Origin of the sequence: Pontibacillus salicampi (assembly GCF_042434395.1) — a bacterium.
GTDB lineage: Bacteria > Bacillota > Bacilli > Bacillales > BH030062 > Pontibacillus > Pontibacillus salicampi.
The window spans coordinates 69,333-95,225 of record NZ_JBHLTP010000009.1 but is presented as its reverse complement, the minus strand read 5'-3'; the positions used below and the strand labels follow the sequence as shown (position 1 = coordinate 95,225).

Sequence of the window (25,893 nt, the reverse complement as noted above, 5' to 3'; positions counted from 1 at the left end):
CTCATGCAACCTTTTCAGCCTCTCTGGACTTGATTTAAAGGTTTTCTAATTAAGTTTGATGATATATTCCAACTTGATCTAATGAATCAATCTCACTTAGATGTACTCCAATTACTTCATCATGAGAGGTTGGAACATTTTTTCCGACATAGTCTGCTCGAATCGGTAATTCTCGGTGTCCACGATCTACTAGAACGGCTAATTGAATTTGGGAAGGCCTTCCGTAATCCATCAGCGCATCCATCGCCGCTCGGACAGTTCTTCCTGTATATAACACGTCGTCTACTAGTACAACAGTTTTATTGTTAAGATCTCCATCGATGCTAGTTCCTTTTAATTGAGGTTCTTCCTGATGGGTATGCTTCGATAAATCATCTCGATATAACGTTATATCAACTTCTCCAATCGGCACTTCTACACCTTCTATGTGAGCTATCTTCTCGGCCAGACGCTTGGCAAGAGGAACTCCTCTTGTTTTAATTCCGACTAGGATGAGTCCGTCCACCCCTTTGTTCTTTTCTAATATCTCATGGGCGATTCTTGTCATTCCTCTTCGAATTGCTGCATCATCTAATACGATTGCTTTTTGTTCCAAAGGGTGTCCCTCCTCCATAACTAAGGTTGATTGCATAAAAAAATCCCTCCTGCCGTGAGACAGGAGGGATGGTCTGAGCATACAGGTGCCCATTAATATACTAAGGACAGCTGTATCCACCAATTTATCCGACACCTTCATAGCCTCACGGGACTATCTTTAAAGGATTATTATTCTAATTAGAAATTATGCCATAAGGGTCTAAGAACGTCAAGTTCTTTTCTCGATTTCATCTAAGCAAGTGAGAAATTCCTGAGGCGGCTCTTGATCAAAGGCCATTCGTTCCTTTGTTGTAGGATGAGTGAAAGCAAGATGCCCGGCATGTAATGCTTGTCCATCAATCTCCAAAGACTTTCGAGGACCATATTTAGGATCACCGGCTAACGGATGATTAATGTATTTCATGTGTACACGAATTTGATGAGTACGTCCTGTTTCGAGCACGCATTCCACATACGTATAATCACGATAAACCTTTAATACTTTAAAATGGGTAGTTGCATCTTTTCCACCTTCAACAACCGCCATTTTCTGTCGGTCTTTTGGATCTCGTGCGATAGGAGCCTCAATCGTACCAAATTCATGATTGATTTCTCCATGTACAATGGCCATATATTTACGATCGATTGTTTTCTCTGCTAATTGATCTGCTAATGATGTATGAGCTTTATCATTCTTAGCAACCATTAATAAACCACTGGTATCTTTATCGATTCGATGAACAATTCCCGGGCGCATAACCCCGTTTATGCCAGATAAATCATGACAATGGTATAGCAGTGCGTGCACAAGTGTCCCTGTTTCATGACCGGCAGATGGGTGCACCACCATTCCTCTCGGTTTATTTACAACAATAACATCAACGTCTTCATATACAATGTGTAAAGGAATATTTTCAGGGCTGATTTCCATTGGTTCAGCTTCTGGTATAGACCAATGAATTTCATCCCCTTCCAGACATTTATAATTACTCTTTTCAATCTTGCCATTAACTTCTACATATTCATCCCGAATCCACGCTTGAATCTGAGAGCGGGATACATCTTCGGTTTGGTCAACTAACCATTTATCAAGCCTAGTACCTTGTTCTTCTGCTGTTACTACGTGCTTTACCTCTTTCATGCTTCTATGCTTCCTTTCTTCTTCCGTTCATCCAATATAGTAACAATAAACACAAGCCCAACGCCTACTACCAGGGCTGAATCTGCTACGTTAAATATCGGAAAATTATAGCTGCCAATATACGTATCTACGAAATCTACTACTTCTTTACGAACGATACGATCAATAAAGTTCCCTACTGCTCCTCCTAAAATAAAACCGAGGGATACTCCAAGGAGCTTACTGGTAGAGGCGAACCTTTGAATATAATACACAACTCCTGCAATTACGATGGCTGTAATAATATAAAAGAAAATCATCTGCCCCTCTAATATTCCCCAAGCCGCTCCTGTATTTCTATGAGAGGTTAAGTATAAAAAAGGCTCCAGCACAGGAATCCGTTCTCCAAGCTCCATTTGCTGAATTACGAGCCATTTCGTTCCTTGATCTAATGCTACAATGAGCAAAGCTAATACGTAATACCACACAACTTGTTCCTCCGATCTTGCCGAATGCTATCTTATAGCATTTTACCATATAATGATCATTTTTGCTTAAAGAAAAGAGAAAGGGCTAGGTCTCACTCTATTTCTTAAGAGTTATCCGAATAATAAAATGTTAGGAGGTGGATGAAAAAAGGTCTATCGCAACTGTATTGCAATAGACCTAATTCCTTCTTTACCGTTCGCTTGTTACGCTTCGTAATGCTCTTCAACGATGGCTGCACAACGCGGGCATAGCTCTGGATGTTTGTCACTAGTACCGAGTTCTTCCGTTACTACCCAGCAACGCTGACATTTCTCACCAGGATGAGCTTCTACCCTCACGTGCACATGCTCATATTCTGCTGCACCACTATCTTGGTCAGAAACAGTGGCTCCGGACACGATAAGCAATTGCTCTAAATGGGCTACCTGCTCAAGGAGCTCTTTTGTTTCTCCATCTTTTGGAACAATCGTTACATGTGCTTCTAGAGACTTACCGATGACTTTTTCGGACCGTGCTTGCTCTAAAGCCTTCAATACGTCATCTCGAACGTTCATAAAGTGATCCCACTTTGCTTTTACTTCTTTATGGTCTTTCACTTCCTTGGTCTTTGGAAGGTCTGTCAGTTGTACGCTTGCTTCCTCCACTCCTGGAATATGCTTCCAAACTTCATCTGTAGTGTGAGCGAGGATTGGTGCTAATAGCTGAACAAGAGAAGTAAGGATTTCGTGATACACCGTTTGAATACTGCGACGACGAGCATGATCCTTCGCCTCAATATATAAGACATCCTTAGCAAAGTCTAAATAGAAGGAACTCAGCTCAATAGTACAGAAGTTATGAACGGCATGGTATATTGTTGCGAATTCATAACGATCGTAAGCTCCGCGTACTTTTTCGGTCAACTCCTGTAAACGAAGCAGCATATACCGGTCTACTTCTTGAAGATTCTCCTCCTGAACAGCATCTGTTTTCGGATCAAAATCATGCAGATTCCCAAGAAGGAATCGGAATGTATTACGGATTTTCCTATAAACTTCTGAAACTTGCTTCACAATATCATCAGAAATACGAACATCCGCTTGATAATCTACACTTGATACCCATAAGCGTAGTATATCCGCTCCGTACTGCTTCATAATCTTATCTGGAACAACTACATTACCCTGAGATTTACTCATCTTCCGTCCTTCCCCATCCAGAGTAAATCCATGACTAAGGATTGCTTTAAATGGCGCTTTTCCAGAAACAGCTACTGAAGTAGATAAGGATGAGTTAAACCAGCCACGATATTGGTCGGAGCCCTCCAAGTATAAATCCGCTGGCCGGTCTAGCTCTTCTCTCTGCTCGAGTACGGCCTGATGAGAGGAGCCGCTATCAAACCATACATCCATAATATCTTCTTCTTTTGTGAAGGTTCCGTTAGGACTATGCTCAGATGTAAACCCTTCAGGTAATAAATCCTTCGCTTCTCGTTCGAACCATACGTTAGACCCGTGTTCACGGAATAAGGCTGAGATATGCTGAATCGTTTCCTCTGTAATGATTGGTGTACCATCCTCCCCATACACAACCGGAATTGGTACTCCCCATGCACGCTGACGAGAAATACACCAGTCTTCTCTATCTCGTACCATGTTGTAAAGGCGAGTCTCTCCCCACTTTGGAGTCCATTCTACTTCTTCAATTTCCTTTAATAATTCATTACGGAAATCTTTAATAGATGCAAACCATTGTGCCGTAGCACGGAAAATGGTTGGCTTCTTGGTACGCCAATCATGTGGGTAGGAGTGTGTAATAAACTGAAGCTTCAATAGGGAATGTGTTTCTTCTAGCTTTTGTGTGATTTCTTTATTGGCAGCATCGTAAAACTGACCTTCAAATCCCGGTGCTTCGTCGGTAAAGTACCCTTTCTCATCAACTGGGCAAAGAACCTCTAATCCGTAACGCTGACTTACTAGGAAGTCATCCTCTCCATGTCCTGGTGCAGTATGAACACAGCCTGTTCCAGCGTCTGTTGTAACGTGGTCTCCTAATACAATCATTGATTCTCTATCATAAATAGGGTGCTGGGTCGCAACGAATTCCAATTCCGATCCTTTAAAGGTTTGAACAATCTCAGGGTTTTCCCATTCTAGCGCTTCCGCTACATCATCGATTAATTTCTCTGCGATAACATATTTACCTTCGTTCGCCTTAACAGTTACATAAGTAAGCTCAGGATGAACAGCAATTGCCATATTAGCGGGTATAGTCCAAGGAGTAGTCGTCCAAATGATAAATGTTTCATCACCATCTACAACACCTTTAGCATCCTTCACATTAAATCCAACATAAATAGATGGAGAACGTTTGTCATGGTATTCAATCTCTGCTTCTGCCAAGGCAGACTCAGAGGAAGGGGACCAGTACACAGGCTTCTTGCCTTTGTAGATATACCCTTTGTTTGCCATTTCGCCAAATACTTCGATTTGAGCCGCTTCGTATTCTTTATTAAGCGTAATATATGGATTCTCCCAATCGCCACGAACACCAAGCTGCTTAAATTGGGTGCGCTGATTATCCACCTGCTGCATCGCATATTGCGCACAGCGCTCACGGAACTCAGCCACAGTCATTTTCTTACGGTTCACTTTCTTCTTCTTCGTCAGCGTTTGTTCAATTGGAAGGCCGTGTGTATCCCAACCTGGAATGTATGGAGCGTGGAATCCGGCCATTGATTTATAGCGAACAATAAAGTCTTTTAGGATTTTATTGAGAGCGTGTCCCATATGAAGGTCCCCGTTTGCATAAGGAGGGCCATCGTGTAATACAAATAATGGACGTCCTTCCGTGCGCTTTTGCACTTGTTGGTAGAGAGCTTGATTGTCCCATTCTTCTTGCATTTTAGGTTCTTTGTTAGGCAGATTTCCGCGCATCGGAAATTCTGTCTTTGGCATTAATAAAGTATCTTTGTAGTTCATGGAACCGTTCCTCCTTTATATGTTCATCATAGACATGATCTATGGAAGAGATACGCTGAATAGGGTAAAGCAAAGTGTATCTTGTATCTCTTTGGAGCGACCTAGTAATGATGCTACACAAAAAGGCCCTCTCATCCCATGAAGGGACGAGAAGGCCTCGCGGTACCACCCTTATAGATTAACAGACACATACTGATCATAGCTAATCCACTTAAGCATTCGTAACGTGAATGAGACGCTTTCGCTTACTGTAGTACATTTCACCGAAAGTAACTCGAGGAAGATTGTTCAAAACAACTTCATCCTTCAGGCTTCCACCGTCCCTGATTCGCTAATGGAGATAGGTAATTTGAACTGTCCTGTCATCGTTCCAACTAATATATGAAATAATTTATGCTAATGAATTATATGTAAAAATAGCTGACACGTCAAGAATTATTTTCCGCTAGCTCTTTTTCATATTGTGTTTCTTCATCCACTTCAACATTGAAAAGCTCTTCCCAATCATCGTTCTCTATCATATCAAGCTGCGCCTCTACCATCATGCGTAATCTCGTCCTAAATACTTTCGCTTGCTTCTTCAATTCCTCAACTTCGAGAGCGATGCGGCGGGATTGCGCAAGGGACTCGTTAATAATTCGATCCGCATTTTTTTCAGCTTCTTTAACAATGAGCTTCGCTTCTTTATTGGCATTCTCTTTAACTTCCTCTGCGGTTTCTTGGGCTACAACAATGGATTTATTCAAGGTCTGTTCAATGTTACTGAAATGACCGACCCTCTCCTCCAATTGAGCCACCTTTTCTTCTAAGCTTTTCTTGTCTCTAATAACCATTTCATAATCTTTAATTACCTGATCTAGAAATTCATTTACCTCATCTTCATCGTAACCTCGAAAGCCTCTTGTAAATTCCTTATTATGAATATCCAATGGTGTAAGTGCCACAGGGGCCACCTCCTTAAGGGGTTATATCAAAGCGATCCACGCTTAGGTGCCGCTCTTCGTTAGTATTTCATTCGACAAAGTTGCACAAATTCCTTCTTTTGTCTCATAATTATTTTAATTTAGCTGTAATAATTCTCCATTTATCTTTCTTTGTCTTTCCTTCAATGGTTTGGAGCTGACTTCTTCCCTTACTTCTTAAAGAGATTATATCCTTCTCTTGTAGCGTAAAGGCTGGATCCTCCACCATACGGAAATTGACTTTAACATAACCCTTTTGAATGTAGTCTGATGCTTTCTGTCTAGATATCTGGTACATTTCTTTGAGTATCGCATCAAGTCTTAAGGAAGATACTGTACCACTCGACTCTTCCCACTCTTCCTCAGAAGAGAGTAATGCTGTCATATCCTTTTCCTCAAGCTGAATACCAGCTTGCTTGATGCCCGTTAAATTCATAATAACATAGGATGCTATTTCACTCGCAACAAGGATTTGTATTCGATTGTTTGTAACAATCAAATCACCCAGTTTTCCCCTCTTTATCCCGAGAGACATAAAAGCGCCCAATACATCCCTATGTTCGAGCGTAACGAACTTACTTGGGTACGTTGCTTCCAACAATGTTACATGAAAGTCTGAGTTATGTATCTCCTCATAAAATGGGGCAAGATATACTCGTTTCCGCTCAGCCTGCTCAGCACCGCCATATACTCCCCATTGTAATTCATCATGATTCCCAATTAAGGATTGAAAGATTAATTGCTCCCGAGGATTAAGAAAATCAGTCAGCTGCGGTGTGAATTTAGTAAGAACATTATCTCGCCATTGGAGAACTTGATCTATAAATGGCTGCTCCTCTTTTCGAAAATGTTGATATAATTCCATCATCTGTCCCTCTTCCTCCAGAACTGTTCATTCCTAATTACTATCTAATGATTTCTCCTGACAAAATAAAAAGGAGACCATGAAACATGATCACCTACAATAAATTATTCACTAACGAATATAACGCCGATATCCCTGCGCCTGCTGCGAAGTTTAACGCAAAGATAGCCACAATTGGGGATATATCAATCATGCCTATTGGAGGGATAAATCTTCTAAAAGGCTCTAAGTAAGGTTCACAAATGGTTCCAAGAAATCTACCAATAGAAGAGTCTCTTGCACCAGGGAACCAGGACATAAGTATATATCCGATAAGCGCGAAGAAATACGCGTTCAATAAAAATTGCAAAAATTCAAGTACAGAATAGATTACGTTTATCAATTTCTCTTACCACCTTTGCTGAAAATCACCATGCTCTTGCTCGTTCATTACTTCAGAAATATTCCCTGAAACATCAACATTATCTGGCGTGCATAGGAATGTTTCGGAGCCCAATTTTTGAATGTCTCCTCCTATAGCATATACGGTACCGCTCAAAAAATCCACTATTCGCTTCGCCTGCTGGTGATCGACACGCTGCAGATTAATGACAATTGCTTTTCGATTTACTAGGTTATCTGCTATTTCCTGAGCTTCGTTATAAGTTCTAGGCTCACACAACACGACCTTCGAGGAGGGCTGCATGCTCTTGAGACTGACGACATTTTGTTTCTTTTGGTCCTTTGTCTGAGCTTGAGGCTGCTCCTCTTCTTGACCTTCTAAATCTTCCTCATAATATTCGTATTCTTCATCGTCTAGAGCAAAGAAATTTTTCAGCTTATTTTTAAAACTCATTTTTTCACCTCGTTATTCATTTTCACGACCCACTAATTGAGAGCCGATACGGATATGGGTTGCCCCTTCTTCAATGGCAATTTCATAGTCATTGCTCATCCCCATTGACAGATAATGACATGGCGCATGCTCCCATTCCTGCTGTTCTATTTCCTCTTTGAGATGACGAAGAGCAGAAAACACAGAACGAAGCTCGTCCTCATTATCAATGTGGGGGGCCATTGTCATTAGACCAACCACCTTTACATTTGGGTATGCCCTAAGCTTCTTAATAAAAGAGGGTACGTCTTCTTTCGTTAAGCCATGTTTACTCTCTTCTTCACTAACATTAACTTGGACAAAACACGACACTGGCTTGTCTGATCGCTTATCGATTTCCTTAGCTAGTGATATACGGTCCAGGGAATGAATTGCGCTGACCTCGTCAATCACATCTTTTACTTTTCGAGACTGCAAGGTGCCAATAAAGTGAAAGTCAGCCCTTTCATTAAGCACCTCCCACTTCTCCTGAAACCCTTCGATTCTATTTTCACCAAGATTGGAAATGCCTGCATCTATTGCCTGCTCCGCTCTTTCTACAGACACATATTTAGTTACTGCTATAATGGTAATATCAGCGTCCTTGCGTCCGCTTTTCTGACAGGCCTGTGCTATTTTGTGCTGTATAGTAGTTACATTCTCTTGTACGTTCACCAACAAAGGAACCCCTTTCAGCTAGTCCACATTGCTTTTCATTCCTATAAAACCAAGCATTCGACCGGTATTTCCTTGATCTCTTCGATGAGAGAAGAATAAATCTTCGTTTTGATATGTACAGTAGTGAGAGACTTCAATATTCCTCTCTGGTACACCGGCTTCGACTAACAATTGTTTATGCATATCTTGCAATGATAATAAATATTTATTGTTCTTCTTCGGAAACACATAAGGAGGTACTCTTTTATCCGAAGGAATTTGCTGTATTACATGTTCATCCACTTCGTACACTTCTCCACTTATAGAGGGGCCTACAGCTACTCTAATGGATGAAGGATCTACCCCTTTCTCCTCGAAAGCATGTATCATTTTAGGACCCATGCCTGCCACTGTTCCCTTCCAGCCAGCGTGAGCAATCCCAATCCATTCTTCTACTGGGCTGTAAAAAAATAGAGGTACACAATCGGCATAAAAAGCTGTCAGCAGGACGTCCTTCATATTCGTAATTAAACCATCACAGTCAGGAATCGCATCATCATTAGATAACGCCCCCCTGCCGATATCTTTCTTCGTAATTGTGTACACATCTGTACCATGTACTTGTTTGGACCCTGCCCAACTCTGTATCGGAAACTGTAGTAATTGTGCCAATGTTTCTCTATTATTTCGGATGGTTTGTTGTATATCAGGAACGTGCCAGCCAAGGTTGAAGGAATCAAATGGAGCAACTCCTTCCCCTCCAAGTCTTGTAGTCATCCCAGCTACTACTTCTGGATTAGCATACGTCCACTTGGTTAATTCTAAATAAGACGGATGAGTATGGTGAAAGCTTTCAGACATGATTGCCTCCAATAGATAAGTTTGTTTTATTTTATCATACTTTACGACAAAATTCTTGTGCTAATACAGCTTATTCTCCTTCTTCTGGAGGGTAAAGAGCTGGTTTGGTTACATTTTTGACTAAAATGACATCTTCTCCAATGGTTAATATAGAACTCCATGGGACAACCAATTCGTCTTCTTTACCGAAAATACCCATCATTTTACCACGATTCCCTAATATAATAGCAGTAATCGTCCCTTTATTGACATCAATCTCTAAATCCGTCAAATGCCCTAATTTCTGCCCATTCTCCACCGAAACTACCTCTTTCACTTGCAACTCTGAAATTGTAACCATATATCCACCGCCTCTTTTTTTATCAATATATGCGAGAACGTTTGGCGATTTGATAAGGAAATTACTAAAATACGGTTCTATACAACAGATAGGGGAAGTGGGCACGAAAAGACCTGCTACCAGGACGGTAGCAGGCCTACAGGACATGTACTCTTAATGTAGCATGGAAGAAGATAAGTATCAATCATACATTTGCTTATTCATCTCTTTAATTGCCGCCTTTTCCAGACGTGACACTTGAGCTTGAGATATACCTATTTCATCAGCAACTTCCATTTGTGTTTTCCCTTGAAAAAAACGCTTGTTCAAGATCATTTTCTCTCGCTCATTTAATCTTCTCATACCTTCTTTTAATGCAATTTCATCAATCCATATCGTGTCCTTATTCTTATCATCGCTCAGCTGATCCATTACAAAAATAGGATCACCGCCGTCATTATAAATCGGCTCAAACAGCGATACAGGATCTTGAATCGCATCTAATGCAAAGACAACATCAGAATGCGGTACTCCCATTTCTTCAGCAATCTCCATTGGTGTTGGTTCTTTTGAGGTTTTACTCATAAGTTTCTCTCGCACCTGTAAAGCTTTATAAGCAATATCTCGAAGGGAACGAGATACTCGGATAGGATTGTTATCGCGCAGATAACGCCTTATTTCTCCAATGATCATAGGCACTGCATAAGTAGAGAATTTCACGTTTTGACTTAAGTCAAAATTATCAATTGATTTCATCAATCCAATACATCCGACCTGGAACAGATCGTCTACGTATTCTCCACGATTGTTAAACCGCTGAATCACACTTAGCACGAGCCGAAGATTACCATTAACCAATGTCTCGCGAGCCTCTAGGTCTCCAGCTTGCATTTCCTTAAAAAGCTCTCGCATTTTATCATTTTTTAGAACTGGTAGCTTGGATGTATCGACTCCGCATATTTCAACTTTATGTCGCGTCACTATATACCCTCCTCATTGGAGCTGCTGTCAAAGTTCAGTATCTCCGCGAGAGGGAAATTTATGCAGAAGGAAACATGCAAGAGTCGAAGAACAGGCTGTAAAATATTGTCGTATCTTGCTATAGCAGCAAAAAATTTTTTTCACCACGTGTAAAACAGCAAAAAAAAGAGAACTCTTCCAATTGAGTTCTCACACCATTTTATTAAATTCTTTTTTCAGCCTTCTAATAATTTTTTTCTCTAATCTGGAAATGTAGGACTGAGAAATACCAAGCATATCTGCCACATCTTTTTGAGTTCTCTCTTCTTCCCCAATGAGACCAAATCGGAGCTCCATAATTTGCTTTTCTCGATCATTTAATTGCTCAAGCGCTTTTTTCAATAGCTTCTTATCAACGCTCGACTCCAGATCCTTCGTAATAATGTCCTCTTCTGTACCCAGCACATCCGACAGCAGCAACTCATTTCCATCCCAGTCTATATTTAATGGTTCATCAAAGGATACTTCACTTTTTATCTTATTATTGCGCCGCAGGTACATAAGGATTTCATTTTCAATACAACGGGAGGCATAGGTGGCGAGCTTGATTTTCTTCTCAGGATTAAATGTATTTACAGCTTTTATCAAGCCAATAGTACCAATAGAAATGAGGTCTTCAATATTAATGCCAGTATTTTCGAACTTTCTAGCAATGTACACCACTAAGCGTAAATTACGTTCAATCAGCATAGCGCGGGCTGCTTTATCGCCTTTTGGCAGCAAATGAAGCAGTTCTTCCTCTTCCTCTTTGGATAACGGCGGCGGTAGTGCCTCATTTCCCCCAATGTAATAAATCTCATCTGACTTCCAACCGAACTTCAGTAAGACCTTATACCACCATAATTGCAGCTTTAATTTCCATTTCGCCATTATATTCCTCCTTTTTATGTAGCACTAGGCTGAATCTACAGCTACATCCTTCAACAAGTGAGGATGCATCAAGCAATGATAGCTTTCATCTGGAGAGAGCGATCCAAATTGAATTCCGACTAGCACCCTGGAGATTGTTAAATGGTTTCCGTTTACAGTTACCTGCAGCCAATCTGGCTTCAACACCATCATAAACGCTCTGTCCCCACTTACTCCTTGATAAGGGACAATACGACACTGGTCCTGCCACTTCTCTGGAAGAACGTCAAAGTTTAGCTCATCCTGGGCTTTATATAACAGCTGCCATTCTTCTTCTGTGAACCACTGCCTCATAAATACCTCATCGCAAATCACAACCGGCTGTTTCGTAATGGGATCAGTCAACTGATTACCACTGTCTATGAATGCTGTCGTGTCATGAACTCGATTATGAAAACATATAGATAAAGGAACCATTTCATCATATTTCAATTGCTGAACAACCAGCTTGTCCAAGCGTTTTTTTGTAAACAACCAAACAAGCGGAAACCCAATGAAGACAAACAACCAGCTTACCCCATCCCCGAATCCGGATTGATACGTTACAATCATCCCTGTTGATACATGGATAGCATCATTCAGCATATAGTAAATACCAAACAAACCTCCACCAATAGCAAAAGAAATAAAGTAGAATAAAAACAATTGTCTCGCAAACAAACGGATATTTTTATACCCGAATGCTGCTAACACTATAAAAACAGAGAATATTAACTTCCCAGGCGGTGTAGACCACAACGCATCAGGAAACAACACATGCAAAGGAACGAGTAACGAAGCAACAATAGCACCTACCATCACTCTGAACCGGTGATTCGTTGCCTTCGCAAAGCTGTGAGTCAGCATGAGAATCATCCAGTCAATAAAGAAATTCAATAACCAAACAGCATCCAAATATATAGTCAACGTTTCAGTCCTTTCTATGAACTGGATAAAAACTATCTCTGCTTGGAGTTAGTATAACGAAGCTAGAAATAGAAGTCTGTCAGTTTGTGTATGGTTAAATAATCTTATTTTTATAGATTATCTCATCTTTTGTCGGTGTGATTATACAAGAGAGTAGTACAGGGAGAAACTAGAGATGCGATGAGTAAAATTTATGAAGGGGGTGGGAGTGGGCGTATCGGCTATGGCTGGAGGGAATCCGCATCAGCGGAAGCTTTTTCACCTTGAGTGATGACATTGCAGGCCTTCTCTAAATACTCAAAAAAAGCCGCACCTTTGAAAAAAGGTACGGCTTTTGTATGAAATAGGTTACGGTTACCTTCTACGGTTACGATTGCGTAGGAAGGTTGGGATGTCCAATGTATCCTCGTCCTGTTGTGGCTGCTGTTGTTTTGTATTATTTGAAGACGGCATTTCTCTTTCTCTTCTTTGTTGCTGCTGTTGTTGAGGCTGTTCTGGACGACGTTTTTCTTGGTTCGGCTGTTGTGGCTGCTGGTTCGCTTGTGGACGACCTTGACCTTGCGGCTTCCCTTGCAGCTGAGATTCGTCAAATCCTGTGGCGATGACAGTTACGACAATTTCGTCTTTTAAGTTTTCGTTAATAACGGAACCGAAGATTACGTTGACTTCTTGATCTGCAGCTGACGTTACGATATCCGCAGCTTCTTGTACTTCGTATAAGCTTAAATTGGATCCTCCTGTAATATTCATGAGGACACCGTGTGCACCATCAATGGAGGTTTCCAATAATGGGGAGGAGATTGCTTTCTTCGCAGCTTCACCTGCACGGCTTTCACCGGTTGCAATACCAATTCCCATTAAAGCAGAACCTTTATCAGCCATGATTGTCTTGACGTCGGCAAAGTCCACGTTAATGAGACCTGGTACGGCAATCAGGTCAGATATACCTTGTACACCCTGACGAAGAACATTATCTGCTTCACGGAATGCTTCAAGCATTGGAGTGTTCTTGTCTACAATTTCTAGTAGGCGGTCATTCGGAATAACGATAAGAGTATCGACATTACTCTTTAACGCATCAATTCCTGTTGTTGCCTGGTTAGCGCGTTTACGGCCCTCGAAGGTAAATGGTCTTGTTACTACACCTACAGTAAGAGCACCGATTTCTTTAGCAACCTGCGCTATGACAGGCGCTGCACCTGTACCAGTTCCTCCGCCCATTCCAGCAGTAACAAACACCATATCAGCACCTTGCAGTGCTTCTTCTAGCTGCTCTTTGCTTTCCTCTGCGGCTTTTCTACCTACTTCCGGATTGGCTCCAGCGCCAAGTCCTCGTGTTAATTTGGCACCAATTTGCATTTTCACTTCAGCTTTGGAAAGATTTAATGCCTGTGCGTCGGTATTCACAGCAATAAATTCCACACCCTGAACCCCATGCTCAATCATGCGGTTTACTGCGTTACTTCCTCCACCACCGCAGCCAATAACTTTGATGGTTGCTAATTGGTCCATATTTGTATCAAATTCTAACATTTTACGTTCCTCCCACTTTGCAAGATTACAAGATTCTTAGTTTGATTTTATTTACGATGATCCGACGTATTAATCAAAAAAGTATTTGATTAAGTTTGCCAGTCCTGATTCTTTTTCTTTCTTCGGCTGTTCCTGTTGTTGATTGGACTTGTTTGCAGGCTTTTTCTGTTTCTTGACTCTAGTCGGCTCGGATTCCTGTACTGTGACAGCCGGGAATATGTCTTTACCTTGTATTTTGGCATTATGGTAGGCAAACTTCAATATACCTACCCCTGCTGTATATTGAGGTTCTCTTACTCCAATATAATCAGGAATCGCCATGCGAACATTCGCTTGATACACATCCATAGCAAGGTCCAAACAACCTGGCATACTAAGAGTACCTCCTGTTAACACATAACCACCAGGTACTTCCTTGTATCCCATTCGCCGGATTTCCTGCTCTGCATATGCAAATATCTCTTCTAATCTTGCTTCAATCATATCAGATATTTGAAGCTGGTTAAATGATTGTTTCCTATCACTGCCAATGATTGAAACATCAAATGTCTCCTCTTCCTGGGCATCATCAAAGAAAGCATGTCCATATTGATGCTTTATCTCTTCTGCCTCTTCTGTGGAGGTTCTTAAACCGATAGACAAGTCCTTCGTAATGTTGTCTCCACCAAGGGGAACAACGCTCGTACCTTGCAGGTAGCCATGCTCAAATACAGAAACAGTAGAGCAGCCCCCTCCAATATCAATAAGAGCAACACCTAAGTTTTTCTCATCTTTAGATAACGCAACGGACCCTGATGCTAACGGCTGCAAGCAAACATCCAATACTTCAAGCCCCGCTCTCTCTACACATTTCAAGGCGTTATGTAACACAGTTTTAGAGCAAGTTATGATGGTGCCTTCCATTTCGAGTCGCACCCCAATCATACCACGAGGATCTGTGATTTCATCGAGACCATCTACAATAAATTGAGTTGGTATGACATCAATAATTTCCCTTTCTGGTGGAATGGACATTACTTGAGCAGCATCAATTACTCTTGTAATATCTTCATCGCCTATTTCTCTGCTTTCACTTTGAACAGCCACTACTCCATGACATGGCTGCAGCTGTACATGATTACCATTGACTCCTACCACTACTTTATCGACACTCATCCCTACCATACGTTCTGCCTGTTCTACAGCACTCTTTATGGAATTTACGGTTTGATCGATATCGACAATAGCTCCTTTTTTCATACCATTAGAATTGGCCGTCCCAACTCCAATTATATTTAAAGAGTCATTCATGACTTCACCGATAATAACTTTAATTTTCGATGTACCTATATCCAGGCTGACCAATATATCATTGTTGTTCAAATTCAAGGCACCTCCTAAGCTATAAGGACTCATAACCCTTTGACAACCTATCACTATGATGGAAAAGAAAATGATAGAAAAACTGCAGCCATAGCGGCCTCTAACTCCTCCCCTACCCTTCCTTCACTGCCATCATATCGATATTATCTGCCATTTGGCTATTCGTTTCGTATAATTTTGTTATTCAACAAAATAAATACGATTTCCTTTATTTTATTGTTTTTTTTCATTTCCTACTTTATTTCTACCTCGATCAATTAGATACCTGCGTATAATGGCTATATTTTGAAATAGTCTTATTCCAAATGCAAATACGGCAGCCAGGTATAAATCAATTCCTAACTGTACACCGAGAAATGCTAAAAAGGCCGCCAGTGCCACATTAAAGAAAAAGCCTGTTACGAATACTTTTTGATCAAATTTATCTTCTAAATGGGCTCTGACACCCCCAAGCAGGGTATCAAATGCTGCAAGCACGGCAATAGAAAAATAATTCATGTATTCCTCAGGAACCCGTATATCCGTAAGCAGCCCCAGCGCAATACCGACGATTAAAAAAAGTACTGGTAACCACATTATGACTCACCTGTTTCCGCTTTTTCATCTACTTTTAGATTCTTTAGATGAGGAATCTGTTCATATTTAGGTAATGTTATCTGTTTTTCAAGAGAGATAGCTAATTCGAGATTTTCAATGGCAAATTCATCTATTGACTGACTGACTTCCATATAGTCCATCAATCGTTGTGGATTGTTTGCCAGAACCTTAATCTCAACAGGCAACGGCGGAATAGGATGATTGTTCACATATGTATGTCCATTTACGTCTCTTACTGGAGAAAGGCTTGTGATTCGCTCGTTTCCAACAGCTATATCCGTAGCTCCATACGTGTTTAATTCGTTTAGCAGCCGTTGTATTAACTCTGGCGAAATTGTCGGATACACCTGACCCGAATCTACATTTTGGAAAATAGGCTTGATTGTAATCAAGACTCCCTTCCCTTCTACATCTGTTAAGCCAGCCCTTTTCTCCAATTCTTGAATGGATTGCTTTAAAGCTGCTATCTTTTCGGAATCCGTTTTCCCTTCGTACTGCTCCAGCATTTCATCTAATTCAGATAACTGACTAAATAATTCTTGCTGAGCCTTTTGCTCTGCTTGAATTTGCGTTCTTACTTCCCACAAGTCTCTTGTGTCACGTTCCTTAGGCTCCTGGGTTGTTTGAAACTGTATTGCTACCATGAAACCTACTAGACCAAAGATTAGAGAAAGGATGAGTTTATTTCGATTCATCCGCATCATCCTTCCTCTGAAATTCTAGCATTCAAGGAAATAGTCTGTTTTTTTTCCAATGCTACTTCTACATTATCATTGACCAATTGATCCACAACGCCATGGGTTAGTTCTAAACTAGGCATTAATACATCCGGATCCCCAATAGCCGTAATAACGAATGGAGCAGGATGCTGAACTCCATCAACGGTAACAACTGGGCCCGTACAAGCAATGTAGCTGTCACGATACAATCTCTGACCATTTATAGCGATAGCATTAGCCCCTGATGATAGTAGTTCGTTAATCACTTTATGAATGTGACTTTCGTGCACAATATATTGGTTAACATTTTCTTCTGAGGGTACATAGTCCGAGTCTTTTAACGTGACTTGAACTCCATCCCCTTTAACCGGAAGGTCTCCGGTTAATTTCTGAAGATGCTTCTTTTCTTCTACGTAATCTGCCACTTTTTGTTCCTGTGTGGCTAAGCTTCCTTCCATAGACTGGATGTCAGCTTTTTTTTGCTCTACTTCTTCCCTGAGCTCTTTATTCTCTTTTTCAATATTAATCAATTGTTGTCGATAATAAAAATCTTTCTCCAATTCTTGATCGGATAATTGAACTACTTCTGCATTGTTTTTCGTTTGTTGATAGCTGTATGCAACTAAAAAACCAGAGATAAGGAGCACAAAGGAGAAGATGACTTTGCTACCCGACCTTCTCATCGTCTTTCTCCCCTTCTTCTTCCTCATCTGAAGAATACTCTTCAAAATATGCACCTACATCAATATGAATAATTCCTTTTTTAGAGGAATCAAGCTGCGACACGATAGATGGGTAAGATTTCATCTTATCTGAAAAGCTCCGGATGGATCCTTCAACTTCATAGCCATCATTCATGTAAAGATGAACTTTGTATGGGTTTTTGTCCGTAGGCGTCCAATGGATTTCAGAAATTAATTGAGTCACACTTTGAGGGAGCTGCTGCAGCTCCTGTGTCATTTCTTCTAAGTAGGATGGCTTATCCCATCCAATAAGTAATGGTGCGTCTCCAGCTGGTGATTTCAATTCCAGAGAGCTTAGAGGGTCCCCGGTGGAAAGAATGGGATAATAGCTTCCGTCATTTTGAACGTAGCCTACTCTGTCATATTCCTCTATCTCAAAAGTAATAGAGGCTGGCAGCTGCTTGTCCACCTGTACAGACTTAATCTCCTCATGTTGCTCTATCTTACTAGCGACTTCACCGCCGTTTACTTTCCAGAAGTTGTCTTTGCTGGACACGCCGCTCATTTGTATAACATCTTGATCGTTTACGTGTTCATTTCCGTTTACAGTGATGTTGTGGACATTACTTAAAGAAGACTGTAGGTAAAGGATGAGAAGAATCAGGATAAAGAAAAAGGATAAGTATAGGATTAATCTGCGATTTGCCTTTTTCTTGCGAGCCTCTTTCAACTTAGGAATACGATCCTCTATCGAAACAATTTTCTTTTCTTTCATGAATTGTTCCCCTGCCCACATTGATAATTACATAAGGAAACGGCATGCTCGGATGCCGTTCTTATGCATATCTGAATTATATCATATATCATTGGAAAATTCGTGGTTTTCCAAGACTAGTTCGTGACAATTTCCACTTCTGTTTCCATATCAATGTCATACTTTTGTTTAATCGTATTTTGAATGTAACGAATAAGCGACATTACGTCCTCATAAGTTGCATCTCCTGCATTCACAATAAAGTTTCCGTGCAGTTCAGATACTTGCGCCCCACCAATTTGATAGCCTTTTAGATTAGACTGTTCAATCAAGTGACCAGCATGGTTGGGAAGGGGGTTTCGGAAGATACTCCCTGCACATGGGTATGTCCATGGCTGTGTTTCCCGCCGGTAATCTTTATACCCTTGCATTTCATTCACGATATCTTCCTTTGCACCAGAAACTAATTCAAATTCTGCTTCAATACAAATACCCGGTCGTTCCTGCTGGAGTATGGAGGTACGGTAAGAGAACTTCATTTCTTCTGTAGTAAGCCATTCTAAGGAGCCATCCTCAAACAGAATTCTAGCTCTCGTAAGTACTTTTGAAATATCTGATCCATGCGCGCCTGCATTCATATATACTGCACCACCAACACTGCCAGGAATCCCACCGGCAAATGCCAGCCCAGCCATTCCTTTACGGCTCATTACAGTGGCTAATTTAATCATTGGATATCCAGCTGCTACCCGAATGGTGTTGCCATCTTCAGTTAAATCGTCAAAATTAGACCCTAACTTAATGACTACGCCTCTCATCCCCTCATCAGGTATAAGCAGATTAGAACCTCTTCCTATTACTCGGAATGAATGGTTTTGTTCCTTTATAATTTCCAACGTCTTTTGTAACCCTTCTACAGAAGACGGTTCTATAAATAAATCAGCAGGACCACCGATTTTAATAGTTGTATGTTTTTGTAATGGTTCATTTAGTGCTACTTTTCCTACTTGTAAATGCTCAAGCTGCGTTTTTACTTCTTCCACTTATAGTTCCTCCTTTACAACACACCTGCTCTACTCCTACATGAGTCCTATCAAATAAACTTTCCCCATATATAATTACTATAAACACAGGATTAATACTTATTTTATCATTAAAAACCTATGCTTGTGACTGTCTTTCTATAAAAAATAAAGGATTTATCCAACTATAATCCTGACTGAATTCACAAAGCTATGTAGTGTAGTATAGTAATTACATAAAAACCCTTCGCAAAAGACGAAGGGTTTTTGTCCTATAATCGAGCATATCTGCTAACATTTAATAAAATTCCCACAGAACAAAGCGTTAAGGTTAGGGAGGAACCTCCATAACTCAAAAATGGTAACGTTATTCCTGTTACGGGCATCAGTCCTGTAACAACACTAATATTTATCATCACTTGGATACTAATCATTCCCACAATACCAAGAGCGAGAAGACTCCCAAACATATCTGGAGCTCCTAGTGCTACGCGAATCCCTCTCCAGAGCAATAGGAAAAACAACAGAAGGACAAAGGTCCCGCCGATAAAACCTAATTCCTCTGCAAGAATAGCGAAAATAAAATCCGTTTGCGGCTCAGGTAAATAAAAAAACTTTTGCAAGCTTTGACCCAGTCCAAGTCCCATCAATCCACCGGGACCGATAGCATACAACGATTGGATAATTTGAAAACCAGCCCCTAACGGATCCTCCCATGGGTTTAAGAAGGCGGTGATCCGCTGCATTCGGTATGGCGCAGAAGCTATCAACGCAACAAATCCCGCCAAACCGATACATCCTAAAACCATAAAATGCCCAATCCGTGCACCTGATACAAATATCATTAACATGCATGTCCCGACTAACACTACTCCTGTACCTAAATCTGGCTGCAGCATAATCAGGCCAAACGCTGCTACAACAAGAGAAAGGGATGGTATAAAGCCTTTTCGAAATGAGGTGATTTTCTTTTGATTGTCTGCTAAATATTTTGCAAGAAAGATTATTAAGCCAAGCTTCATAAATTCAGATGGCTGAATACTAAATGCGCCAACCCCTATCCAGCTTTGTGCGCCCCCTCTTACCATCCCTACTCCTGGAATCAGTACTGCAAGCAGCAGCAGGAAGCACACAATTAATAAGATTTTTGATATGTTCCGCCAAGCAAGATAAGGAACATTCATAATCCCAAACATGGCAACAATACCGACTGTAGCAAAGAGCAGTTGTCTCTTTGCAAAGAAGAAGGAATCATCAAATTTATAATCTGCCCAAATGGCTGATGCACTGTACACCATGACAACTCCGACGAGCAGCAAAGAAAAAATAATAATCATTAGCAGCAAATCTGGTGCTTTGTTTGTAGTATTGGCATTTGTATGAAACATGAAAAAACCCCCTTGATCCAACCATAGGAACGTGGGGGCATTTATTGGTCGATATTAGGAAACAAGCCCCCTACTTTAATGTATGCACCGCATCCATAAACATGTCCCCTCTCTCTTCAAATGTGCGATATTGATCCCAGCTCGCACATGCAGGGGATAGTAATATCACATCGCCAGGGGCAGATAGATGGTATGCTTCTTCAGCTGCTTGTTTAACATTATCGACCATAATGTGAGTGTCTATTCCATTATCTTTCGCCAATTGCTCAAACTTAGTGGCTGTCTCTCCAAAAAGAACCATTGCCTTAACGTGCTTCAAGTAAGGGGTAAGATCTTCTAAATCATTTCCTCTATCCAAACCGCCTGCAAGGAGAATAGTAGGACTCGAGAATGCCTCTAAAGCATTTTTTGTTGCTAGAATGTTCGTTGCTTTAGAATCATTATAAAATCTTCTTTTATTTACTTCCTTTACAAACTGCATCCTATGCTTCACGCCGGTGAATGTCTGTAATACTTGTCGGATACCGGAGATAGTGCCGCCACTAAGAAGAGCTGCACCTACAGAAGCCATTATATTCTCAAGATTGTGTTGGCCTGCTAATTTGATGTTCTGTAAGGGAATAATGGATCTATCCTTGTAATATAGGTGAGAGTCATCAATCCATATTCCTTCTTCTATCAATCTTTCCTGCTTAGAGAAAGGTACTAGTACAGAGGAAGCATGCTGAATAAGGTTTACAACATCCTCCTGATCTTGATTATATATTAGGTAATCTTGCTCTGATTGATTTGCAAATAGCTTGGCCTTCGCCTGTCCATAGTCGTCCATGGTTCCATGATAATCTAGATGCGCCTCATACAAATTAAGAAAGATACCCACATGCGGTCGAAACGTTTCGGTACCAAGTAATTGAAAAGAGGATAGCTCTAAGACCATGGTTTCCTCATTTGTTGTATCCTGTGCTACTTCACACGATACATTACCAATATTCCCAGCAAGAGCAGCTGGTGATTGGCTTGCTTTTAACATCTCATAAACAAGCGTGGTGGTTGTCGTTTTCCCATTAGATCCCGTAATACCCACCAAATTTCCTTCATGGAGCATGTAGGCTAATTCTACCTCTGTCACAACAGGAATCCGACGCTTTAACGCCTCGTCAACAATAGGATTAGAATACGGAATACCTGGATTTTTCACAACGTATTCAATGTCATCCAGAACCGAAGGGGGATGGCCGCCAGTAATTACCTCCATCCCTAATTCTTGTAGAGATTGTGCTTTCGGGTTTTCTGTAAAGGGCTTCTGGTCATTGATTCTTACCTGTACCCCGCTTTGATGAAGCAGTCTTGCTGCCGCTTCTCCTGATTTGGCCAGTCCAAGAACTAATACATGTTTATACGGAAAATGAGTTAATGTTTTCAATTGATCCACACCTCAACAAAGATACCTAATGCTGCAAAAAGTAATCCTACTAACCAAAATGTTGTCACCACTCGCCATTCGGACCAACCGATTAACTCATAATGGTGATGTAACGGGCTCATTTTGAATACTCGTTTGCCTCTCGTTTTAAAGGAAATAACTTGAATGATAACAGATAATGTTTCAATAACAAATACGCCACCAATAATAACTAGAATAATTTCAAGCTTGGTTAAAATAGCAATAGCAGCAATAGCGCCCCCTAAAGCGAGAGAACCGGTATCTCCCATAAATACTTTGGCTGGGTGAGCATTAAAAACTAGAAAGCCGAGCAAGGCACCAACTATAGCTAATGCAAAAATACCAATTTCAAATTGAGGCTGACCATGCCATGCTAGGATAGCAAATGCTCCAAAAGCAATGGCAGCAGTTCCTGCGAGCAGCCCATCCAGCCCATCTGTTAAGTTAACGGCATTAGAAGCTCCCACTAGCATAACTAAAATTAAGATGGCATAGCCCCATCCTAAGTCTATCTGGAAGTCAGTAAAGGGAATATCGACATACGTTGGGAAATTATTTCTAGCAATAATAAAGTAAAACACGCCAGCGATAATAATTTGACCGAGCATTTTCTGTTTAGAAGTTAAACCAAGATTACGCTTTTTAACTACTTTAATAAAATCATCTAAAAAGCCGATCAACCCATATCCAATTAATACAAACAGCATGAGGAATACCTCGAAGCTAATAGGATTAGGATTGAATTTTGTCGTCATAATGAGAGTTGTAATACTAACGGACACCAAAATCATTAGTCCGCCCATTGTCGGGGTTCCTGATTTTTTCATATGGGACTTCGGGCCTTCATCTCGAATGGATTGACCAAACTTTAACCTTCTTAAAAATGGTATAAATACTGGTGAGATGAGGACGGTAATTAAAAAGGCAATTGCCATGGTTATTAATAGTGATGTTTCGTTCATTGTGATCCTCCTTTATAGCACTCCAACCGTCCGTACGATGGTATGAATTATGTTAATGATTGAACGATGGTCTCTAAGGCGAGTTTCCTCGACGCTTTGAATAAAATAACGGTATCTTCATTTAGATATTGCTCCAATACCGGTATAGCCTCTTCTTTTTCAGTGAAAGGGTACAGTGCTAACGAACTGTCTTCTTTCTCTAGTTCTTCGACAATGACCGAAGCTCGATTTCCAATTGTAATTACAGTATCAATCGGTTCAGCAATGACGGCAGCTATAGAACGATGAAGGGAGTCGGAAAGTTCTCCTAATTCCAATATATCCCCTAAAACTAAAATCTTTCTCGAAAAGTGAGGAAGATCTTTCATAACTTCAATGGAAGCCATCATGGAAGTAGGAGATGCATTGTATGCGTCATTAATGAGTGTTACTCCGTTCTTCCCTTCTATTCTTTCTAATCGCATGCCTGTTAAATCCATAGCTCGTAAGCCTTCTTGTATTTGTTCCTGGCTCATGCCAAGCTGCTGAGCAATGACAATAGCAAAGCTAGCATTTTTAACATTATGCTTACCAGGCAAGTTTATCTCAAACGCATGAGCTTCATTGATTGTAAATTGAGAACCGCGATCATTCATGTCTATATTAGATAAAACATATTGATTTTTACTGTCAAAGCCACACGAAACAACTCCCTCTCTTGTATGTAGAGGGGCTAGTAAAGGCTCATCTCCGTCCACAAGAACCTTACCATTCTGCTTCAAACCGGCCGTTATTTCTGATTTAGCTTGTGCTATCCCTTCTCTAGAGCCAAGGTATTCAATATGGGACTCTCCGATGTTGGTAATAACAGCTACATCCGGTTCAGCTATAAAAGACAATTGCTCTATTTCGCCAAAATGGTTCATCCCCATTTCCAATACAAGCACCTGGGTTGCTGGAGACATGTCTAAAATAGTAAGAGGGAGTCCAATATGGTTGTTAAAATTCCCTTTCGTTTTGTGAGTTTCATAGGATTTTGAAAGAACAGATGCAACGAAATCCTTAGTTGTCGTCTTTCCATTTGACCCCGTAATCCCAATTACATGCGGGTTAATTAAGCTTCTATACAGATGTGCCAATTGCTGTAACGCTATTAGAGTATCGTTTACAAAGAATATCGGGAAATCTGTTGGGACAAAGGAAGGAAGAGGTTTTTCCTTATTCCAAAAGGCTGCAACAGCTCCGTTTTCAATGGCACTCTGTAAAAATTGATGCCCATCAAAAGAATCCCCCTCAATTGGGACAAACAGAGCTTTGCTCGTTTCCTTCCTTGTATCTGTATAGACATGTTCAATGTCAATATGGTCACCTGCCGCACCTTGGTACGATTGAAAATGCTCGGTCATCCATTTAGTTGTGAATTTCATTCTCTAATTCCCCTTTTACATTTTTGAAGCAATACATTCTCGCGCCACTTCTCGATCATCAAAATGACTTCGTTCTCCATGTACTTCTTGATAGGTTTCATGACCTTTCCCTGCAATTAACACAACATCGTCCTCACTCGCTTGTGTGATTGCCAGTTCAATGGCATCGCGACGATTAACGACAACCTGATAGGCTTGCCCTTCTATACCTGCCTCCATATCTTGAAGGATAGATACGGGGTCCTCCGATCTCGGATTATCCGATGTTAGAATGACGTTATCAGCATATTGGACAGCAACCTTTGCCATGAGTGGGCGCTTGGTAGTATCACGATCACCGCCACAGCCTACTACAACATGAATCTTGTTATTGGCGAACTGCTTTATCGTCTGAAGTACATTCTCTAACGAGTCAGGTGTATGAGCATAATCAACAATGACGCCGAAATCCTGACCCGCTAGAACAGGCTCAAACCGTCCACTTACTCCACTTGTCTGCTCCATTGCTTTCTTGATAGTATCCAAGGATACATTAGATACAATGGCAGCACTAGCAGCAGCAAGAATATTATACACACTAAATTTACCGATCAGCGGACTGTTAATCTCAACGCTGCCAACCGGTGTGGATAGAGTGAACGTTGTTCCTTTTGCTCCTAACTGAAGCTGCTCTGCACGGATATCACACTCATGTTCAATTCCATATGTAATTACTTCTTGTGCTGTGCTTTTAATAAATGTTTGGTAATATGCATCATCTCTATTCACCACAGCATATTTCGGAGTTTGTTTGTACGTATTCCCCAATTGTGAAAACAGGAGAGATTTGGCCCGCACATAATCATCCATATCCTTATGGAAATCTAAATGATCCTGAGAAATATTAGTAAATACTGCTACATCATAATCACAGCCATGTACCCTTCCAAGATCCAAAGCGTGGGAGGACACTTCCATTACGGCATTTTCCACCTGGCTATCGACCATCTGAGCGAAGTGCTTCTGAAGAAAAAGAGAATCAGGCGTTGTATTGTTGACTTCGAATGCTTCATTGTTAATTTTCATTTGAATGGTTCCGATTAAACCCGTCTTCTTCTTATCCTGCTGAAAAATGGTCTCTAACAAGTAGGATGTAGTCGTTTTTCCATTCGTTCCGGTAACACCGACAAGGTGCATGTGCTGGGTCGGATAATGATAGAAATGATTGGCTAGCTTAGCCATTGCGCGTTGACTGTCGTTTACAACGATTACCGGGATAGAAACAGGAAGAGGGCGCTCTGCTATGATAGCAGCTGCCCCTTTTTCTTCTGCCATATGCGCGAAATCGTGTCCATCCACTGTGTATCCAGGGATACAGATAAACAAGTCTCCACGTTCAATATTTCGGGAGTCCATTTCCAGCTTATTTATTGTTATATCTTCCATTGAGTTTGTTAATTGGTAAATATGAAGAGTCTCCATTAGAGTAGTGAGCTTCATTTCTTTGACTCCTTCTTTATCTAAAGATTAAATGTCATACGCAGTTT

At 40.8% G+C, this 25,893-nt stretch carries 26 protein-coding genes; all 26 read right to left on the bottom strand.

Annotation, left to right across the window (positions count from 1 at the left end; translation table 11 throughout):
• Positions 1 to 49: 49 nt before the first annotated feature.
• The 26 genes from pyrR to ACFFGV_RS10700 all read right to left on the bottom strand — a co-directional run bounded on the left by pyrR (position 50) and on the right by ACFFGV_RS10700 (position 25,846).
• Positions 50 to 613, bottom strand: coding sequence for a bifunctional pyr operon transcriptional regulator/uracil phosphoribosyltransferase PyrR (pyrR, locus tag ACFFGV_RS10825; protein ID WP_377347941.1), 564 nt, complete (start codon positions 611 to 613; stop codon positions 50 to 52).
• Between the two features lie 192 nt (positions 614 to 805).
• On the bottom strand, positions 806 to 1,717 hold the full coding sequence (locus ACFFGV_RS10820; RefSeq protein ID WP_377347646.1) for an RluA family pseudouridine synthase: 912 nt from the start codon (positions 1,715 to 1,717) through the stop codon (positions 806 to 808).
• Complete coding sequence (gene lspA / locus ACFFGV_RS10815) at positions 1,714 to 2,184, bottom strand: signal peptidase II (RefSeq protein WP_377347644.1); 471 nt, start codon at positions 2,182 to 2,184, stop codon at positions 1,714 to 1,716. The genes ACFFGV_RS10820 and lspA overlap by 4 nt, the downstream gene beginning before the upstream one ends.
• A gap of 204 nt (positions 2,185 to 2,388) precedes the next feature.
• Positions 2,389 to 5,145 (bottom strand): isoleucine--tRNA ligase, encoded by a 2,757-nt coding sequence (gene ileS, locus ACFFGV_RS10810; protein ID WP_377347642.1) that lies wholly within the window; start codon positions 5,143 to 5,145, stop codon positions 2,389 to 2,391.
• A 428-nt stretch (positions 5,146 to 5,573) separates the two neighbouring features.
• Positions 5,574 to 6,089: a DivIVA domain-containing protein gene (locus tag ACFFGV_RS10805; RefSeq protein ID WP_377347640.1), complete on the bottom strand. Its 516-nt coding sequence runs from the start codon at positions 6,087 to 6,089 to the stop codon at positions 5,574 to 5,576.
• A gap of 109 nt (positions 6,090 to 6,198) precedes the next feature.
• Positions 6,199 to 6,975, bottom strand: a complete 777-nt coding sequence (locus ACFFGV_RS10800; RefSeq protein ID WP_377347638.1) for a YlmH family RNA-binding protein — start codon at positions 6,973 to 6,975, stop codon at positions 6,199 to 6,201.
• 91 nt (positions 6,976 to 7,066) lie between these two features.
• Positions 7,067 to 7,342, bottom strand: a complete 276-nt coding sequence (locus ACFFGV_RS10795) for a YggT family protein (protein ID WP_377347939.1) — start codon at positions 7,340 to 7,342, stop codon at positions 7,067 to 7,069.
• Positions 7,343 to 7,360: 18 nt separating this feature from the next.
• Entirely contained in the window at positions 7,361 to 7,807 is a 447-nt protein-coding gene (locus tag ACFFGV_RS10790) for a cell division protein SepF (protein WP_377347636.1), read from the bottom strand.
• A gap of 12 nt (positions 7,808 to 7,819) precedes the next feature.
• Positions 7,820 to 8,500: a YggS family pyridoxal phosphate-dependent enzyme gene (locus ACFFGV_RS10785; RefSeq protein WP_377347937.1), complete on the bottom strand. Its 681-nt coding sequence runs from the start codon at positions 8,498 to 8,500 to the stop codon at positions 7,820 to 7,822.
• A gap of 21 nt (positions 8,501 to 8,521) precedes the next feature.
• A complete protein-coding gene (gene pgeF, locus ACFFGV_RS10780) occupies positions 8,522 to 9,343 on the bottom strand; it encodes a peptidoglycan editing factor PgeF (RefSeq protein WP_377347634.1) in 822 nt (273 codons plus the stop codon).
• A gap of 70 nt (positions 9,344 to 9,413) precedes the next feature.
• Positions 9,414 to 9,683, bottom strand: coding sequence for a YlmC/YmxH family sporulation protein (locus ACFFGV_RS10775; protein WP_377347632.1), 270 nt, complete (start codon positions 9,681 to 9,683; stop codon positions 9,414 to 9,416).
• A gap of 180 nt (positions 9,684 to 9,863) precedes the next feature.
• Positions 9,864 to 10,643 (bottom strand): RNA polymerase sporulation sigma factor SigG, encoded by a 780-nt coding sequence (gene sigG / locus ACFFGV_RS10770; RefSeq protein WP_377347630.1) that lies wholly within the window; start codon positions 10,641 to 10,643, stop codon positions 9,864 to 9,866.
• Positions 10,644 to 10,832: 189 nt separating this feature from the next.
• Complete coding sequence (gene sigE, locus ACFFGV_RS10765) at positions 10,833 to 11,552, bottom strand: RNA polymerase sporulation sigma factor SigE (RefSeq protein WP_377347628.1); 720 nt, start codon at positions 11,550 to 11,552, stop codon at positions 10,833 to 10,835.
• A gap of 24 nt (positions 11,553 to 11,576) precedes the next feature.
• Entirely contained in the window at positions 11,577 to 12,497 is a 921-nt protein-coding gene (spoIIGA, locus tag ACFFGV_RS10760) for a sigma-E processing peptidase SpoIIGA (RefSeq protein ID WP_377347625.1), read from the bottom strand.
• Between the two features lie 354 nt (positions 12,498 to 12,851).
• Positions 12,852 to 14,030 carry a cell division protein FtsZ gene (gene ftsZ / locus ACFFGV_RS10755; RefSeq protein ID WP_377347623.1) on the bottom strand — a complete coding sequence of 393 codons (1,179 nt, stop codon included), beginning with the start codon at positions 14,028 to 14,030 and terminating at the stop codon, positions 12,852 to 12,854.
• A 69-nt stretch (positions 14,031 to 14,099) separates the two neighbouring features.
• Entirely contained in the window at positions 14,100 to 15,392 is a 1,293-nt protein-coding gene (gene ftsA, locus ACFFGV_RS10750; protein ID WP_377347621.1) for a cell division protein FtsA, read from the bottom strand.
• A gap of 213 nt (positions 15,393 to 15,605) precedes the next feature.
• Positions 15,606 to 15,968, bottom strand: coding sequence for a small basic family protein (locus ACFFGV_RS10745; RefSeq protein ID WP_377347619.1), 363 nt, complete (start codon positions 15,966 to 15,968; stop codon positions 15,606 to 15,608).
• A complete protein-coding gene (locus tag ACFFGV_RS10740) occupies positions 15,968 to 16,684 on the bottom strand; it encodes a DUF881 domain-containing protein (RefSeq protein ID WP_377347617.1) in 717 nt (238 codons plus the stop codon). The genes ACFFGV_RS10745 and ACFFGV_RS10740 overlap by 1 nt, the downstream gene beginning before the upstream one ends.
• A 5-nt stretch (positions 16,685 to 16,689) precedes the next feature.
• Positions 16,690 to 17,391 (bottom strand): DUF881 domain-containing protein, encoded by a 702-nt coding sequence (locus ACFFGV_RS10735; RefSeq protein ID WP_377347615.1) that lies wholly within the window; start codon positions 17,389 to 17,391, stop codon positions 16,690 to 16,692.
• Positions 17,375 to 18,166 carry a cell division protein FtsQ/DivIB gene (locus tag ACFFGV_RS10730; protein WP_377347613.1) on the bottom strand — a complete coding sequence of 264 codons (792 nt, stop codon included), beginning with the start codon at positions 18,164 to 18,166 and terminating at the stop codon, positions 17,375 to 17,377. The genes ACFFGV_RS10735 and ACFFGV_RS10730 overlap by 17 nt, the downstream gene beginning before the upstream one ends.
• Before the next feature lie 116 nt (positions 18,167 to 18,282).
• A complete protein-coding gene (gene murB / locus ACFFGV_RS10725; RefSeq protein ID WP_377347611.1) occupies positions 18,283 to 19,188 on the bottom strand; it encodes a UDP-N-acetylmuramate dehydrogenase in 906 nt (301 codons plus the stop codon).
• A gap of 251 nt (positions 19,189 to 19,439) precedes the next feature.
• Positions 19,440 to 20,555: a stage V sporulation protein E gene (gene spoVE / locus ACFFGV_RS10720; RefSeq protein WP_377347609.1), complete on the bottom strand. Its 1,116-nt coding sequence runs from the start codon at positions 20,553 to 20,555 to the stop codon at positions 19,440 to 19,442.
• A gap of 70 nt (positions 20,556 to 20,625) precedes the next feature.
• Entirely contained in the window at positions 20,626 to 21,978 is a 1,353-nt protein-coding gene (murD, locus tag ACFFGV_RS10715; protein WP_377347607.1) for a UDP-N-acetylmuramoyl-L-alanine--D-glutamate ligase, read from the bottom strand.
• Entirely contained in the window at positions 21,975 to 22,961 is a 987-nt protein-coding gene (gene mraY / locus ACFFGV_RS10710; protein WP_377347605.1) for a phospho-N-acetylmuramoyl-pentapeptide-transferase, read from the bottom strand. Before mraY ends, murD begins: the two co-directional genes overlap by 4 nt.
• 47 nt (positions 22,962 to 23,008) lie before the next feature.
• Complete coding sequence (locus tag ACFFGV_RS10705) at positions 23,009 to 24,367, bottom strand: UDP-N-acetylmuramoyl-tripeptide--D-alanyl-D-alanine ligase (RefSeq protein ID WP_377347603.1); 1,359 nt, start codon at positions 24,365 to 24,367, stop codon at positions 23,009 to 23,011.
• Between the two features lie 15 nt (positions 24,368 to 24,382).
• Positions 24,383 to 25,846 carry a UDP-N-acetylmuramoyl-L-alanyl-D-glutamate--2,6-diaminopimelate ligase gene (locus ACFFGV_RS10700; RefSeq protein WP_377347601.1) on the bottom strand — a complete coding sequence of 488 codons (1,464 nt, stop codon included), beginning with the start codon at positions 25,844 to 25,846 and terminating at the stop codon, positions 24,383 to 24,385.
• Positions 25,847 to 25,893: the final 47 nt, after the last annotated feature.